Origin of the sequence: Sphingomonas panacisoli, assembly GCF_007859635.1 — a bacterium.
Lineage (GTDB): Bacteria > Pseudomonadota > Alphaproteobacteria > Sphingomonadales > Sphingomonadaceae > Sphingomonas > Sphingomonas panacisoli.
This window is the reverse complement of sequence record NZ_CP042306.1, coordinates 649,539-663,903: the sequence shown is the minus strand read 5'-3', so window position 1 is coordinate 663,903 and position 14,365 is coordinate 649,539. Positions and strand designations below refer to the sequence as shown.

Genomic DNA, 14,365 nt, shown 5'->3' with positions numbered 1-14,365 from the left:
GGATTGCACCACCCGCGTTTGTAGCTAGGCTCCGCGCCCAGCACAGAATTACAAGGTTAGGGGTGGCCCAGTCATGATTTTCGACCGCGTGAAACCGTTGGACGCGATCCTCGCGACCGCGGAGAAGAAAGGGCTCCACCGATCGCTCGGGGCGTTCCAGCTGACCATGCTGGGGATCGGCGCCGTGATCGGCACCGGTATCTTCGTGTTGACCTCCGAGGCCGCGCAGAAAGCCGGCCCGGGCATGCTGATCAGCTTCATCATCGCCGGCTTCGTCTGCGGTGTCGCGGCGCTGTGCTATTCCGAACTCGCGTCGATGGTCCCGGTGTCGGGCTCGGCTTACACCTACACTTACGCGGTCAACGGCGAATTGCTGGCCTGGATGGTCGGCTGGGCGCTGATCCTCGAATATGCGGTGGGCGCGAGCGCCGTCGCGGTGGGGTGGTCGAACTTCGTGGTTGGGCGATTGTCGGCTGCAGGGGTCCATATACCCGCGGCGTTGACCAACGCCGACTCGTTGATGGCGCACATTTCGGTCGCGTTCGGCGCGCCGGTCACCGCCGATCTGCAGCGCGCGATGGATGTCGGCGGGTATATCAATGTCTTCGCCATCATCATCGTCGCGTTCGTGACCTGGTTGCTGGTGATCGGCACGACCGAGAGCGCGCGCGTCAACGCGATCCTGGTCGCCGTGAAGATCGCGGCGCTGACCGCGTTCATCGCGCTCACGCTGCCGGTGCTCAACTCGTCGCACTTCGGCAGCCCGGCCGAGCCCTTCATGCCGACCGGCATGACCGGCGTGCTGGGCGCCGCGGCGTCGATCTTCTTCGCCTATGTCGGGTTCGACGCGGTATCCACCGCGGCGGAAGAGACCAAGAACCCGCAGCGCAACGTGCCGATCGGGCTGATCGGGTCGCTCGGCATCTGCACCATCTTCTACCTTCTCGTCGCCTCGGGCGCGATCGGGGCGATCGGCGCGCAGCCAGTGATGGATGCGGCGGGCCATGTCCTGTCGCCAGGTACGCCCGAACTCGCCGGCCGCTGCGCCAACATCATCGCCAGCGGCGCGATCGAGCCGCTCGTCTGCTCCAAGGAAGCGCTCGTCCACGTCCTGACCGTCGTCCACCAGCCGTTCGTCGGCTGGCTCGTCGGCCTCGCGGCGGTGATCGCGCTGCCGTCGGTCGTGCTGATGATGATGTTCGGCCAGACCCGCGTGTTCTTCACGATGGCGCGCGACGGCCTGCTGCCGGAGAAGCTGGCGTCGGTCCACACCAAGTTCCGCACGCCGCATGTGGTCACGATCGTCACCGGCTTCGCGGCGGCGTTCGCAGCGGCGTTCCTGCCGGTCGGCAAGCTCGCCGACTATTCGAACTCGGGCACCTTGTTCGCGTTCTTCATGGTCGCGGTGTCGGTGATGGTGTTGCGCAAGCGTGATCCTAACCGCGCGCGGCCATTCAAGACGCCGGCGGTATGGATCATCGCGCCGCTGTCGATGATCGGGTGCATCGGGCTGTACCTGTCACTGCCGCTGACGGCGATCCTGGTGCTGCCGGGCTGGGGCGCGATCGGGTTGCTGATCTATTTCCTGTACAGCCGCAGCCGCAGCTATGTCGGGCGCGGGATCATCGACGTGGTCGACGATCCGGCGATGCAACCGGAAACCTCCAAGCCGCTATGATCGGCGGTACGGACTAACGAAAAGGCCGGGGATCGCTCCCCGGCCTTTCTCGTTGCACGGTCGAGAAGGATCAGCCGAGTTTGTCGGCGACCAGCTTCTTGATGTCGGCGACCGGGCGCGGACCGATGTGCGAGATGCACTCAGCAGCGCAGATCGCCCCCATGCGGAGCGACGTTTCGAGATTGCGGCCCTGCGCCTGCCCGGCCAGGAAGCCGGCCGCGAACAGGTCGCCCGCCCCGGTCGTATCGACCACGTCGTCGACCGGCTCGGCGGAGATCCGCGCGTGCTCGCCATCCTTGTGCGCTTCGGCCCCGGCCGCACCGTGGGTGCAGACCAGCAGCGGCACGCGCGCCGACAGACCTTCGACCGCCGCCTTGATATCCTCGTCCTGCATCATCGAGCGGACTTCGTTGTCGTTGGCGAACAGGATGTCGATCTGTCCGGCGTCGATCAGCTCGAAGAATTCCGCGCGATGCCCTTCGACCACGAACACGTCCGAGAGGGTCAACGCGACCTTGCGTCCCGCGTCGCGTGCCATCGCAATCGCGCGCTTCATCGCGCCACGCGACTGGTCGGCGTTCCAAAGGTAGCCTTCGAGATAGAGAATCGCGCCCGCCTCGATCGTCGCCTGGTCGACCGCCGCTTCCGGCAGGAACTGCGCCGCACCCAGGAAAGTGTTCATCGTGCGCTGGCCGTCGGGCGTGATCAGCACCAGGCACCGCCCGGTCGGATCGCCGCCGGTCGCCGCCGCGGTCTCGAAATGCACGCCGAGCGCCTGGACATCATGCGCGAAGACCTTGCCCAACTGGTCGTCGGCGACCTGGCCGATGAAGCCGGTCGCGTGGCCAAGCGCGGCGAGCCCCGCGATGGTGTTCGCCGCCGATCCACCCGACACTTCGCGCCCCGGCCCCATCCGCGAATAGAGGTCGTCGGCCGCGGCAGGATCGAAGATCAACTGCATGCCGCCCTTGGTCATCCCTTCGGCGACGATGAACTCGTCGGTCGCTTGCGAGAGGATATCGACGATCGCGTTGCCGATCGCGACGACGTCATAGGTCGGGTTGGACAAGATGGGTTCTCCGGGAAAAAGGTTGGCCGCGCCCTAGCCCCGAGGCTACAGCCGCGCAACGATGATCCGCGCGTTCTTCCTGTCGCTCGGCGATCTGACCGACCCCGCGATCCTGCGCGTGTTCGTGAAGACCATCCTGCTGACGCTCGTCGCGTTCCTGCTGCTCGGCGCGGGGCTGTGGTTCGCGACGCGCTGGCTGGTGATCGACCAGTTAGGCTGGGACGAAGGGACCGGCAACCTTGCCGCGATCAGCGGGTTTCTGGCGATGCTGCTGTTCGGCTGGGTGCTGTTCCGCGCGATCGCGGTGGCGGTGATCTGGCTGTTCGGCGACGAGATCGTGATTGCGGTCGAGCGGCGGCATTACCCCGACGCACTGGCGAGCGCGCATCACGTGCCCGTCGCGCGGTCGATAACGCTCGGCGTGCGGTCGGCGGTACGCGCGTTGCTGGTCAATATCGTGCTGGCGCCGGTCTATGTCGTGCTGCTGGTGACGGGGTTCGGTACGCCATTGCTGTTCTACGCGGCTAACGGCTGGCTGCTCGGCGCCGATCTGGGCGAAATGGTCGCGGCGCGGCACCTGTCGAACGCTGACATGAAGCAATGGGCGCGCGATACGCGTTGGTCACGGTGGGACCTAGGCGTGATCGTCGCGGCGTTGCTGAGCGTGCCGATCGTCAATCTGATCGCGCCCGTGCTTGGCGCGGCGATGGCGACGCATCAATTCCATGGGAGACGGCGATGACGCGGGCGGTGATTTTCGGGACGGCGTTGCTGCTCGCCGGTTGCGGGGAGGCGGCGCCGCGGCCCGCAGTGCTGCCCGCTCCGGTCGCGCGGCCGATCCCGACCAACGGGCTCGAACGCGTGATGGGGCAAAGCGCCGCCGAACTGACCCGCACGTTCGGCACGCCCGACGCAGACGTTCGCGAAGGCAATGCGCGCAAGCTGCAGTTCAAGGGGCCGATCTGCGTGCTCGACACCTATCTTTACCCGTCGAAGAGCGGCGGCGAATCGACCGTTACCTATCTCGATACGCGCCAGCCCGACGGCAGCCCGATCGACCGCGCCAGCTGCGTCGCCGCGCTAGCGCGGCGGGGAGGCGGAAAGTAGGCGATCGAGCGCCCAACTCGCTGCGTCCCGCACGACCTCTGAAGGATCATTGACCAGCCCTGATAGTAGCGCGGTCAGCGCCGCGTCGCCGCTATTCCCCGCCGCATAAGCCGCGTTGCGCACCATTCGGTCGCGTCCGATCCGCTTGATCGGCGACCCGGCGAACACTTGGCGGAACCCGGCATCGTCGAGCGCGAGCAGTTCCGCGAGCGCGGGCGCGACGAATTCCGCGCGCGGCAGGAAGGCGCGGTTGGCGGCGGCGGCATCGGCGAACTTGTTCCACGGACAGACCGCCAGGCAGTCGTCGCAGCCATAGATGCGGTTGCCCAACGCGGTGCGAAATTCTTCCGGCACTGGCCCTTTGTGCTCGATCGTCAGGTACGAGATGCAGCGCCGCGCATCGAGGCGGTACGGCGCGGGAAAAGCGTCGGTCGGACACGCTTGCTGGCACGCATCGCACGACCCGCAGCGATCCCTGCCCGGCCGTTCCGGCGCGAGATCCAGCGTCGTGTAGATGGCGCCGAGGAACAGCCAGCTACCATGATCGCGGCTGACCAGATTGGTGTGCTTGCCCTGCCACCCCAAACCCGCCGCCTCCGCCAGCGGCTTTTCCATCACTGGGGCCGTGTCGACGAAGACCTTGAGATCGGTGCCCGGCGCCTCAGCGACGATCCACCGCGCCAGTGCCTTCAGCGCGCGCTTCACGACGTCGTGATAGTCGGCGCCCTGCGCGTAGACCGAAATCCGCCCGCGATCCCCCTCGCCCGCCAGCGCCAGCGGGTCGTGACCCGGCGCATAGCTCATCCCCAGCGCGATCACGCTCTTCACCTCAGGCCACAGTCCGGCGGGCGCCGCGCGATGATGCGCGCGTTCCTCCATCCAGATCATTTCGCCATGCGCGCCCTCGCCCAGCCATTGACGCAGGCGTTCGCCGGCCAGCGGCGCGGCATCGGCGCGGGCGACGCCGATCGCGGCGAAACCAAGCGTTAACGCCTCGGCCCGCAACCGTTCCTCGAATGGCCTTTCGTGATCCACCCCGCCCCGCTACCACGAACCACAAGAACAAAGGGATAGGTTGCGTGTCACAAACTCTGGCGGTCACCGCCCATCGGCTCGTCAAGAAATTCGGCGGGCGGCGCGTGGTCGACGGGATCGACCTGCAGGTCCCGGCCGGCACGATTTACGGCGTGCTCGGTCCCAACGGCGCGGGCAAGACGACGACCTTGCGCATGCTCCTCGGTATCATCGAGCCCGATGAGGGCGAGCGCACGTTGCTCGGCCATGATCGCCCGCGCGAGGCGAGCGATCAGGTCGGGTATCTGCCCGAGGAGCGCGGGCTCTATCCGGCGATGAAGGCGCGCGAGGCGATCGCGTTCATGGGCGCATTGCGCGGACTGCCGTGGGGCGTCGGGCGCAAGCGCGCGGTCGAACTGATGGAGAATGCCGGGCTGGGTTACGCGGTCGATACCAAGATCCGCAAACTGTCGAAGGGCATGGCGCAGCTCGTCCAATTGCTCGGCTCAGTCGTGCATCAGCCCGACTTGTTGGTTCTCGACGAACCGTTTTCCGGACTGGATCCGGTCAATCAGGAAAACCTCGAAAAGCTGATCCGCGGCGAACAGGCGCGCGGCGCGACGGTGCTGTTTTCAACTCATGTCATGGCGCATGCCGAGCGGTTGTGCGACCGCCTCGCGATCATCGCGGGGGGCAAACGCCGGTTCGAGGGCACGGTCAACGACGCGCGTGGGCAATTGCCGATGCAGGCACACTACACGCCCGAACGCGACGATCCCGGAATCGCGCGCATCCTGCCCGCCGATGCGCGGCATAACGGGTCCGAATGGATCTTTTCGGTACCCGATGGCGGGATCGAGGACATGCTGCGCCTGCTGACCCAGTCGGGGCATGGCGTGACCGGGCTGTCGATCGAACGGCCGGGACTGCACGACGCGTTCGTTAAGATCGTCGGCGCCAAGGCGCTGGCCGACGCCGAAGCGGAGGCGCTGTGATGGCCGCCGGTTCGCTCCGCCGCTCGATCCGCCAGTCGCTCACCATCGCGCGGCGCGATTTCATCGCGACCGTCTTCACCCCAACCTTCCTGATCTTCCTGCTGTCCCCACTCCTCACGATCGCGTTCGGCGCGGCGGGTGGCGTGGGCGCGTCGTCGATGGCGCAGAGCGCGATCGATCGCAGCAAGCTGGTCGTGCTGATCGCGCCCGACCGCGCATCGGCGGTCCAGGCAGCGGACGCGCAACTGCGCGAGATGTTCGCGCGCGGCGATGCGCCGCCGCCGGTCGAATTCCAGCTGCCGCAGCCCAATCCGGAAGCGCAGGCGCGCACGCTGATCGGCAGCCGCGAAGGCGATGTCGATGCGGTGCTGTACGGCTCGCTGGAGGCGCCGCACATTTTCTACGGCAACCGCGCGCGGACCGAGGCTAATTATCTCGCCGCGCTGGCTGAGCAGGTGCTGCGCAGCGACCGCATCGGATCGACCGCGCGGCTGAGCACCGCGACGAAGGTGCATGTCGCGCAGACCCAGGTGACCGTCACCGGCCACAGCACCGCAGCGATGTTCGCGGTGGTCGCGATCTTCATGCTTACCCTGTTCCTCGCCGGCCTTACGATCGGCACGATGGCCGAGGAGCGTAACAACAAAGTGATCGAAGTCCTCGCCGCAGCGGTACCACTCGAATCGGTGTTCGTCGGCAAGCTGATCGGGATGTTCGGCGTCGCGTTGCTGTTCGTCGGCTTCTGGGGAACGGTGGTGTCGCAAGTCACCAGCCTGTTGCCCGCGGGCATGTCGGCGGGCCTGACGCAGGTCGCGCCCGCCGTGGGCAAGCCGATGTTCGCGTTGCTGTTCCTCGTCTATTTCGTCATGTCGTATCTGCTGGTCGGCGCGGCGTATCTGATCCTCGGTGCGCAGGCATCGACCCAGCGCGAACTGCAGATGATGTCGCTGCCGATGACGATGGTGCAGATGGGCATGGTCGGGCTCTCGACCGCCGCCGCCGCGAACCCGGGCAGTACGATCGCGCTGGCCGCCGAAATCTTTCCGTTCAGTTCGCCGATGGCGATGGCGGCGCAGGCGGCCAACTCGCCGGCCTTGTGGCCCCACCTCGTCGCGATCGCCTGGCAATTGCTGTGGGTGTCGGTGGTGATCTGGCTCGGCGCGAGCTGGTTCAGGCGCGGGGTGCTCAAATCGGGTAGCGGGGCCAAGCGATCCAAGGCTCGCTGAGGGCGTCACTATTGACATTTGTGTAAGTATTGGATTGACTGCGCAAAACGGGAGAGTGGGCAATGGCGACCAAATCGCAGGCAGAGGTCATGGACATGGTCAAGAGCGCGCCTGCGCTGAAGTATGACGGTCCGATCGATCCGCTCGACGTTAGCCGTGCCGAACTCTACCGCGACGACACCTGGCAGGCGCCGTTCGAGGAATTGCGCGAAAAGGCCCCGGTCTATCGCGTCGAGGGATCGGATTTCGGCCCCTATTGGTCGGTTTCCACCTACAAGCCGATCGTCGAGGCCGAATCGCTCCCCGAAATCTTCTCGTCCGAAGCCGGCGGCATCACGCTCGCCGACATGATGCCCGACAGCGACGTGAAGATGCCGATGTTCATCGCGATGGACCGGCCCAAGCATACCGGCCAGCGCCGCACGGTCGCTCCTGCCTTCACGCCCAGCGAGATGGTGCGGATGAAAGACGACATCGTCCGCCGCACCGCGGAAATCCTCGACACGCTGGAATATGGCAAGGAGTTCGACTGGGTCGATACCGTGTCGATCGAACTGACCACACAGATGCTGGCGATCCTGTTCGATTTCCCGTGGGAGGACCGCCGCAAGCTGACCTTCTGGTCCGACTGGGCGGGCGATATCGAGCTAGTGAAGACGCCCGAACTGCGCGAGGAACGTCTCAAGCACATGTTCGAGTGCGGCGCGTATTTCGGCAATCTGTGGAACCAGAAGGTCGGCAAGGAGCCGACGCCCGACCTGATCAGCATGATGATCCATTCGGACGCCATGTCGGAAATGGATCAGTACGAGTTCCTTGGGAACCTGATCCTGCTGATCGTCGGCGGCAACGACACGACGCGCAACACGATGAGCGCGATCGCCTATGGCCTGGACCTGTTCCCCGACGAGCGGGCCAAGGTCGAGGCCGACCCCGGCCTGATCGGCAATACCGTGCAGGAAATCATCCGCTGGCAGACCCCACTCGCGCATATGCGCCGCACCGCGACGCAGGACCACGAACTCGGTGGGCAGATGATCAAGGCGGGCGAGAAGCTGGCGCTCTGGTATCTGTCGGCCAATCGCGACGCGAGCGTGTTCGGCGACAATGCCGACGACATCCAGGTCGACCGCCCCAATGCGCGCCGTCACCTGGCGTTCGGGCACGGCATCCATCGCTGCGTCGGCGCGCGGCTTGCCGAGTTGCAGGTCAGCGTCCTGCTCGAGGAAATGGCCAAGCGCCGCATGCGCGTGAACGTGGTCGGTGAAGTCGAGCGCGTCTCGGCCTGCTTCGTCCACGGCTATCGCAAGATGCCGGTCGAGATCAGCAAATATTGAGTAACCAATTGCGTCCGTCGTTCGTATCTACGGACGACGGAGGTATTGCATGACCAATCGACGCGAATTCCTGAACTTGACGGGCGCCGGCGCGGCCAGCCTGATCCTGTTCGGCTGCAACGCGGCGCCCGCCCAGCCGCCCGAAAAGTTCGAAGTGACGATGAGCGACGCCGAATGGCGCAAGAAGCTCGGCGCGGCTTCCTACGAAGTGCTGCGCCACGAGGATACCGAGCGTCCCTATTCGAGCCCACTCAACAACGAGCATCGCGCGGGAATCTTCTCGTGCAAGGGCTGTGCACTGCCGCTCTATTCGTCGAAAACCAAGTTCGAAAGCGGCACCGGCTGGCCGAGCTTCTGGCAACCGCTGGCCAACGCGATCCGGACGCGCAACGACGGGTCGCTCGGCATGTCGCGGACCGAAGTGCATTGCCGACGGTGCGGCGGGCATCTCGGCCATGTCTTCGACGACGGCCCGAAGCCTACCGGCTTGCGCTATTGCATGAACGGCCTCGCGATGACCTTCGCACCGGGCAAGGCGTAAAGAAAAACCCCGCCCCGGCTGGTCCGGGACGGGGCTTTCGAAATCTCGGTCGGATCGGCTTAGTCGCGGACGCCGATCATGCGGCCGCTGCCCTTGGTGACGCTGGCCATCTGCAGCGAGGGCAGCTGGGGCCCGTCATTGTCGAGCTGGTCGTCGCCCTTCGGCGCGCCGTTGCCGTAAATGAAGCCGTTGGTCGGATAGGTCGTGGTGCCGAGGCCGCCTTGCGGACCGTACCAGACCTTGACCTGGCTCCAATCGCCCGCCGCCGAGACGTCCACCGCCCGCGCGGTGTATTCGATCCCGCCGCGACGCGACCAGTTGGCGTGGTTGAGGAGGACCTCGCGGTCGCTGACGATCGCCGCGACCGTCGCGACGTGGCCAAGCCGCATGTGGCCGGTCGACCGGAACGAAAGGACGGCGCCGACCTTGGGCGTATCGCCGCGCTCATACTTGCCGGCGGCCTGCGACCACCATGTGTTGGCGTTGCCGAAAATCTGGATGCCCGACACTTCGCGAGCATACGGCGCGCACTGCCAGAACCGAGCCTGGGCCGGCACCACCGTCATCAGGGCGCACACCGCCATCAGCGCGAAACGCGCCGCAAAACCACCGAATTTCATGGACCCCCCGAAGGTCGTCGTGAACTGTTGATGATGGGCTAGATGGACAAAAGCGACATGAAAACCCTGTCGGGGCGATGAACGGAACCTTTCACGACGAACTGTGTGGAGTCGCCGATGAGCGCCCTAATGGGTTCGGAACACTGTCCTACTTCGCAGGTGCAGCAAAGCGAATCGCTAGTCCGAAACGTGGGGCATTCCTTCGTTTTCCGCGGCCGCCAGCCCCGCCAAGCGCGCTTCGTGTTCCGCACGGCCGAAGGGAAATCGCGTGAACATGAAGGCCGCGACCGTCGCCAGCGCCGCATAAATCCCGACGAACATGATGACGAGGTGATCGACCTTTTCTGCGGGCGCCGTGGCAGGATCTATCTTATCCTGCAGACCGGCGAGCGCGAGAATCGTACCCGCGACCGCGATGCCGAGCCCCGACGTGCATTTCTGGACGAAGAACGACCCCGCGAAAAACACACCTTCGTTGCGACGACCGGTGCGCGACTGCGATTCCTCGACGACGTCCGCCATCATTGACGCACCGAGAATGAACGAGGACACGGTAAGCGACGTCGACAGCGCGAACAGCGGATAGAGCAACGTCACGCGCTCTGGGCCGGGTGGCGGTAGCAGATGCGCAAATCGCAAGACGTAGGGCAGCAGGTGGAACGTGGTGCCGGCGATGACGAATGAGCAAGCCGCGCGCGGCTTGCTCATATTGCGGCTCACGCGCGGCGCGATGACGAACGCCGCTCCGGCGCCGACAAACAACGTCAGCGGCAATAACTGCAGCGCACCGGGGCTCAACTGCCACGCATAAGCGTAGAAATAGTTCGCCAAGGCGTAGCTCACGCCTTGATTGGTGTAGGCGCATACCCCGGCGAGTATCAGCACCAGGAACCCGCGATTGTGGATCGTCTGCCACAATTCGCTGAGCACGGCACCGAACGATTGCGGCTGTACCTCGACCTTCGGCAGGCGGCTGATCTCGCCATGCGTGCCATAGGCCGAGACCAGGATGGCAATTACCATTAGTGCCGCAGCGGACAATGCCAGCCGCTGATAGCCGACTAGGTTGAACAGCCCGATCGGATAGTCCTTCGACGGCAGCAAAAAGACCCCATATGCCAGCAGAACGATGCTCAGCCCGCCAGCCCAGCCGAATAGATAACGGTACGCGGTGATCCGCGTGCGCTCGTCATAATCGGTGGTCAGTTCGGGCGTTAGCGCCTGGCTGGGTACTTCGAAGCAGCTGACGGCGCTGCGCGTGATCACCGCGGTCACGAACAGCCAACCAAGTCGGAACGCTTCGCTGCCGGCCGGTGGATTCCACAGCGCCATCCAGCCGATCGCGATCGGCAGCGCCGAAGCATAGAGCCAGGGATGGCGGCGGCCCCAGCGGCTGCGTGTCCGGTCGGACAAGATACCGACCATCGGGTCGATGAACGCGTCGAACACGAGAGCGCACATGATCACCAGCCCGACCTTGAACGAATTCAGCCCGAGCACCTGGTTGTAGTAGATCAGCAGGAAGGTGCCGAACGCGGCATCCTTCGCACCATAGGCGACCGATCCGAAGCCGTAGGCCATCGTTACGCTGGTCTTCAGGCGCCGCTGGACGGGGATGGCGACGCCGCCCGCAGCGTCGATCGTCGGGTCGCTCACGCCGATGCGGCCTCGAGTGCGGAGAACAGGCCGGGCACGCTGTCGTCCCAACTCGCGCGGGTACCGATCAGCATGCCGCCATCGACCAGGATGTGCGTGCCCGTGACGAAAGCCGCATCGTCGCTCGCGAGAAAAGCGACCGCGGCGGCGATGTCTTCGGGCCGGCCGGCGCGTTGGACCGGTTGCGCCTTGGCGGCGGTCTGGGCGATGACGCCGTTGACATGGTCGCGCACCGCCCCCTCCAGACCCAAGGCCGAGGTGAAGATGTTGGTGGTGATGAACCCCGGGATCACTGCATTGACGCGGATATTGCTCTTGGCGAGATCGGCCGCGGCAACCTTGGTCAGGTGCAGCACGCCGGCCTTCGCGGTCGAGTACGCGGTCGGCGCATAACCGCTGCCCAACGCCGAGACGCTCGACGTGTTGACGATCGCCCCGCCCCCCGCGCTTCGCCATCAACGGCGCGGCGTAGCGGATGCCCATCGCCACCGATTTGAGCAGCAAGGTCATCGTCCGGTCCCAATCGTCGCCCGAAATCGCGTCGATCTTGTCGCGGCTGCCCGCGGCGCCCGCGTTGTTGAACACGACGTCGAGACCGCCCGCGGCATCGGCGGCGGCCATCAGCGCCTCGATCTCCGCCGGCTGCATGACGTCGGTCTTCTGGAAGCGGATGCGGCCGTTCGAGGTTTCGGCAAGCTCCTGCCCGCCCGCGACGTCGAGGTCGCCAATCAACACCTCGGCGCCCTCCTCGGCGAGCCGAAGCGCGGTCGCACGACCGATACCCGACGCGCCGCCGGTGACGACCGCACGCTTGCCCTGAAATCGCATCCAACTCTCCTTTCCGGTCAGCATAGGGGGGTGCCGAAAGCGGTCAATCAGCGTTTTTCGAATTTCGGGTTTGCGAGTGCCGGCACTTTGCGGCATCGCTCGGGCGAGTGACAGGGAGGGCAGAATGGCGCTCGACACCGAAACCTTCGATGCGTTGATCGATACGGTCCGCCGCTACGTCGCCGACCGGCTGCGCCCGCTCGAGGCCGAGGTCGAGACGAACGACGCGATTCCCGACGACGTGATCCGCGAAATGAAGGAGATGGGCCTGTTCGGCCTGTCGATCGCGGAGGACTATGGTGGGCTCGGACTGACGATGCTCGAGGAGGCCAAGGTCGCGATCGAGCTCGGCCGTACGACACCGGCGTTCCGCTCGACCTTCGGTACCAATGTCGGGATCGGCAGCCAGGGTCTCGTCATGGCCGGCAACGACGCGCAGAAGGCCGAATGGCTGCCCAAGATCGCGAGCGGCGAGATCATCACCAGCTTCGCCTTGACCGAGCCTGATGTGGGCTCCGATTCGGGTGCCGTAAAGACCAAGGCGGTGTGGGACGGCCAGGCGTATCGCCTGTCGGGTACCAAGCGTTTCATCACCAACGCCGACAAGGCCGACCTGTTCACCGTGATGGCGCGGACCGGTGACGATCCCGGCGCGCGCGGCGTCTCGTCGTTCCTCGTACCCCGCGACCTCGCCGGCGTGTCGATCGGCGAGCCCGAGAAGAAGATGGGGCAGAAGGGTGCCAAGGTCGCGGACGTGATCTTCGACGACGTGGTCGTGCCGGTCGAGAACCGGCTCGGCGAAGAAGGCGAAGGGTTCAAGATCGCTATGCGCGTACTCGATCGCGGGCGGTTGCATATCAGCGCGGTATGCGTCGGGGTGGCCGAGCGGCTGATCGCCGACTGCGTCGCCTATGCGACCGAGCGCAAGCAGTTCGGCAAGCCGATCGCCGAGCATCAGTTGATCCAAGGCATGATCGCCGATTCGAAGACCGAGGCGCTCGTCGCCCGCGCGATGGTGCTCGAAACCGCCGCCGCCAAGGACGCCGGCAAGGACGTCGTCATGGAATCCGCCGCCGCCAAATATTTCGCCAGCGAGATGGTCGGCCGCGTCGCCGACCGCGCGGTGCAGATCTACGGCGGCGCCGGCTACATCGCCGATTACGGAATCGAGCGGCTGTACCGCGACGTCCGGCTGTTCCGCATCTACGAAGGCACCAGCCAGATCCAGCAGATCATCATCGCGCGCGAGACGATCAAGCGCGGGGGGTAGTTTTTAGCCGTCACCCCAGCGCAAGCTGGGGTCTCATGCGGCGGCGCGACCACTTGGTCACGCTGGAGGCCTGAGATCCCAGCGTGCGCTGGGATGACGGTGCTTTTGAAGGGAGCACCGACATGGACACGAGCAAGTTCTTCAGTCTGGAGGGGCGCGTCGCGCTGATCACCGGCGGGTCGCGCGGGATCGGCAAGATGATCGCGGCGGGCTACATCGCGCAAGGCGCGAAGGTCTACATCTCGTCGCGCAAGGCGCCGGCGTGCGAGGAAACCGCCGCCGAGCTCGGCCCGAACTGCATCCCGCTGCCGATGGACGTCTCGACCGTCGAGGGCTGCAAGGCGCTGGCCGCGGCGCTCGCCGAGCATGAGGATCATCTCGACATCCTGGTCAACAATGCCGGTGCCGCGTGGGGCGTACCGTTCGAGGAGTTCCCGGAAAGCGGCTGGGACAAGGTGATGAACCTCAACGTCAAATCGCCGTTCTTCCTGACCCAGGCGCTGCACGGCATGCTCAAGGCGCGGTCTAGCTACGATCGCCCGTCGAAGGTCATCAACATCACCTCGATCGACGGCCTGCGGCTCAATCCTTGGGAAACGTACAGCTATCACGCGTCGAAATCGGCGCTGATCTACCTCACCAAGCGCATGGCAGCGCGGCTGATAAAGGATGCGATCATCGTCACCAGCCTCGCCCCCGGGGCGTTCGCCAGCGAGATGAACAAGGCCGCACGCGATCATGGCGATCAGGTCGCGAAGGGCATCCCGATGCGCCGGATCGGCACCGACGAGGACATGGCGGGCGCCGCGATCTTCCTCGCCAGCCGGGCGTCGGATTACGTCGTCGGCGACACGCTGGTCGTCGATGGCGGGCTGGTCAACGCTGCGTTGGGGACGTCGATCGACGCGTAGCCTGAGGCTTCCAAAATCGAGCCGTCATTCCCGCGAAAGCGGGAACCCATCTCGTGCGCTTTCCCCGGATACGTCCGTCACAATCTGGCGCCAGGTCAGGTGATGGGTCCCCG

General features: G+C 65.4%; 13 protein-coding genes and 1 pseudogene. 9 read left to right on the top strand and 5 right to left on the bottom strand.

Annotated elements, in window-relative coordinates; all coding sequences use genetic code 11:
- Positions 1–73 precede the first annotated feature (73 nt).
- Positions 74–1,678 carry an amino acid permease gene (locus FPZ24_RS03350; protein WP_146569710.1) on the top strand — a complete coding sequence of 535 codons (1,605 nt, stop codon included), beginning with the start codon at positions 74–76 and terminating at the stop codon, positions 1,676–1,678.
- 70 nt (positions 1,679–1,748) lie between these two features.
- On the opposite strand, the gene FPZ24_RS03345 is transcribed toward FPZ24_RS03350, so the two are convergent.
- Positions 1,749–2,747 (bottom strand): adenosine kinase, encoded by a 999-nt coding sequence (locus tag FPZ24_RS03345; RefSeq protein WP_146569709.1) that lies wholly within the window; start codon positions 2,745–2,747, stop codon positions 1,749–1,751.
- 61 nt (positions 2,748–2,808) lie between these two features.
- Between FPZ24_RS03345 and FPZ24_RS03340 the strand changes: the two genes are divergently transcribed.
- Positions 2,809–3,489, top strand: coding sequence for an EI24 domain-containing protein (locus FPZ24_RS03340; protein WP_146569708.1), 681 nt, complete (start codon positions 2,809–2,811; stop codon positions 3,487–3,489).
- Positions 3,486–3,854 carry a hypothetical protein gene (locus tag FPZ24_RS03335; RefSeq protein ID WP_146569707.1) on the top strand — a complete coding sequence of 123 codons (369 nt, stop codon included), beginning with the start codon at positions 3,486–3,488 and terminating at the stop codon, positions 3,852–3,854. Before FPZ24_RS03340 ends, FPZ24_RS03335 begins: the two co-directional genes overlap by 4 nt.
- Here FPZ24_RS03335 and queG read toward each other — a convergent pair.
- Positions 3,828–4,889: a tRNA epoxyqueuosine(34) reductase QueG gene (gene queG / locus FPZ24_RS03330; protein WP_146569706.1), complete on the bottom strand. Its 1,062-nt coding sequence runs from the start codon at positions 4,887–4,889 to the stop codon at positions 3,828–3,830. The genes FPZ24_RS03335 and queG overlap by 27 nt on opposite strands.
- Before the next feature lie 44 nt (positions 4,890–4,933).
- On the opposite strand from queG, the gene FPZ24_RS03325 reads away from it, so the two are divergent.
- The 4 genes from FPZ24_RS03325 to msrB all read left to right on the top strand — a co-directional run bounded on the left by FPZ24_RS03325 (position 4,934) and on the right by msrB (position 8,967).
- Positions 4,934–5,863, top strand: coding sequence for an ABC transporter ATP-binding protein (locus FPZ24_RS03325; protein ID WP_240047588.1), 930 nt, complete (start codon positions 4,934–4,936; stop codon positions 5,861–5,863).
- Positions 5,863–7,089 carry an ABC transporter permease gene (locus tag FPZ24_RS03320; protein WP_146569704.1) on the top strand — a complete coding sequence of 409 codons (1,227 nt, stop codon included), beginning with the start codon at positions 5,863–5,865 and terminating at the stop codon, positions 7,087–7,089. The genes FPZ24_RS03325 and FPZ24_RS03320 overlap by 1 nt, the downstream gene beginning before the upstream one ends.
- Positions 7,090–7,184: 95 nt before the next feature.
- The gene (locus FPZ24_RS03315; RefSeq protein ID WP_186729177.1) at positions 7,185–8,426 is read left to right on the top strand and encodes a cytochrome P450; all 1,242 of its coding nucleotides are present in this window, start codon (positions 7,185–7,187) and stop codon (positions 8,424–8,426) included.
- A gap of 49 nt (positions 8,427–8,475) precedes the next feature.
- Positions 8,476–8,967, top strand: a complete 492-nt coding sequence (gene msrB / locus FPZ24_RS03310; RefSeq protein ID WP_146569703.1) for a peptide-methionine (R)-S-oxide reductase MsrB — start codon at positions 8,476–8,478, stop codon at positions 8,965–8,967.
- 59 nt (positions 8,968–9,026) lie between these two features.
- Here the strand turns inward: msrB and FPZ24_RS03305 are convergent, their stop codons facing one another.
- The 3 genes and pseudogenes from FPZ24_RS03305 to FPZ24_RS03295 all read right to left on the bottom strand — a co-directional run bounded on the left by FPZ24_RS03305 (position 9,027) and on the right by FPZ24_RS03295 (position 12,071).
- Positions 9,027–9,587: a CHAP domain-containing protein gene (locus FPZ24_RS03305; RefSeq protein ID WP_146569702.1), complete on the bottom strand. Its 561-nt coding sequence runs from the start codon at positions 9,585–9,587 to the stop codon at positions 9,027–9,029.
- Positions 9,588–9,764: 177 nt separating this feature from the next.
- Complete coding sequence (locus FPZ24_RS03300; protein WP_240047587.1) at positions 9,765–11,243, bottom strand: MFS transporter; 1,479 nt, start codon at positions 11,241–11,243, stop codon at positions 9,765–9,767.
- Positions 11,240–12,071: pseudogene (locus FPZ24_RS03295) on the bottom strand (SDR family NAD(P)-dependent oxidoreductase). The gene FPZ24_RS03300 and the pseudogene FPZ24_RS03295 overlap by 4 nt, the downstream one beginning before the upstream one ends.
- A gap of 124 nt (positions 12,072–12,195) precedes the next feature.
- On the opposite strand from FPZ24_RS03295, the gene FPZ24_RS03290 reads away from it, so the two are divergent.
- Positions 12,196–13,341 carry an acyl-CoA dehydrogenase family protein gene (locus FPZ24_RS03290; RefSeq protein WP_146569701.1) on the top strand — a complete coding sequence of 382 codons (1,146 nt, stop codon included), beginning with the start codon at positions 12,196–12,198 and terminating at the stop codon, positions 13,339–13,341.
- Positions 13,342–13,463: 122 nt separating this feature from the next.
- On the top strand, positions 13,464–14,252 hold the full coding sequence (locus tag FPZ24_RS03285) for an SDR family oxidoreductase (protein WP_146569700.1): 789 nt from the start codon (positions 13,464–13,466) through the stop codon (positions 14,250–14,252).
- Positions 14,253–14,365 lie beyond the last annotated feature (113 nt).

Bases quoted from the DNA above. Each gene is read 5' to 3' on its own strand.
- FPZ24_RS03350 (WP_146569710.1), top strand. From the start codon at position 74: ATGATTTTCGACCGCGTGAAACCGTTGGACGCGATCCTCGCGACCGCG.
- FPZ24_RS03340 (WP_146569708.1), top strand. From the start codon at position 2,809: ATGATCCGCGCGTTCTTCCTGTCGCTCGGCGATCTGACCGACCCCGCG.
- FPZ24_RS03335 (WP_146569707.1), top strand. From the start codon at position 3,486: ATGACGCGGGCGGTGATTTTCGGGACGGCGTTGCTGCTCGCCGGTTGC.
- FPZ24_RS03320 (WP_146569704.1), top strand. From the start codon at position 5,863: ATGGCCGCCGGTTCGCTCCGCCGCTCGATCCGCCAGTCGCTCACCATC.
- FPZ24_RS03315 (WP_186729177.1), top strand. From the start codon at position 7,185: ATGGTCAAGAGCGCGCCTGCGCTGAAGTATGACGGTCCGATCGATCCG.
- msrB (WP_146569703.1), top strand. From the start codon at position 8,476: ATGACCAATCGACGCGAATTCCTGAACTTGACGGGCGCCGGCGCGGCC.
- FPZ24_RS03305 (WP_146569702.1), bottom strand. From the start codon at position 9,587: ATGAAATTCGGTGGTTTTGCGGCGCGTTTCGCGCTGATGGCGGTGTGC.
- FPZ24_RS03290 (WP_146569701.1), top strand. From the start codon at position 12,196: ATGGCGCTCGACACCGAAACCTTCGATGCGTTGATCGATACGGTCCGC.
- FPZ24_RS03285 (WP_146569700.1), top strand. From the start codon at position 13,464: ATGGACACGAGCAAGTTCTTCAGTCTGGAGGGGCGCGTCGCGCTGATC.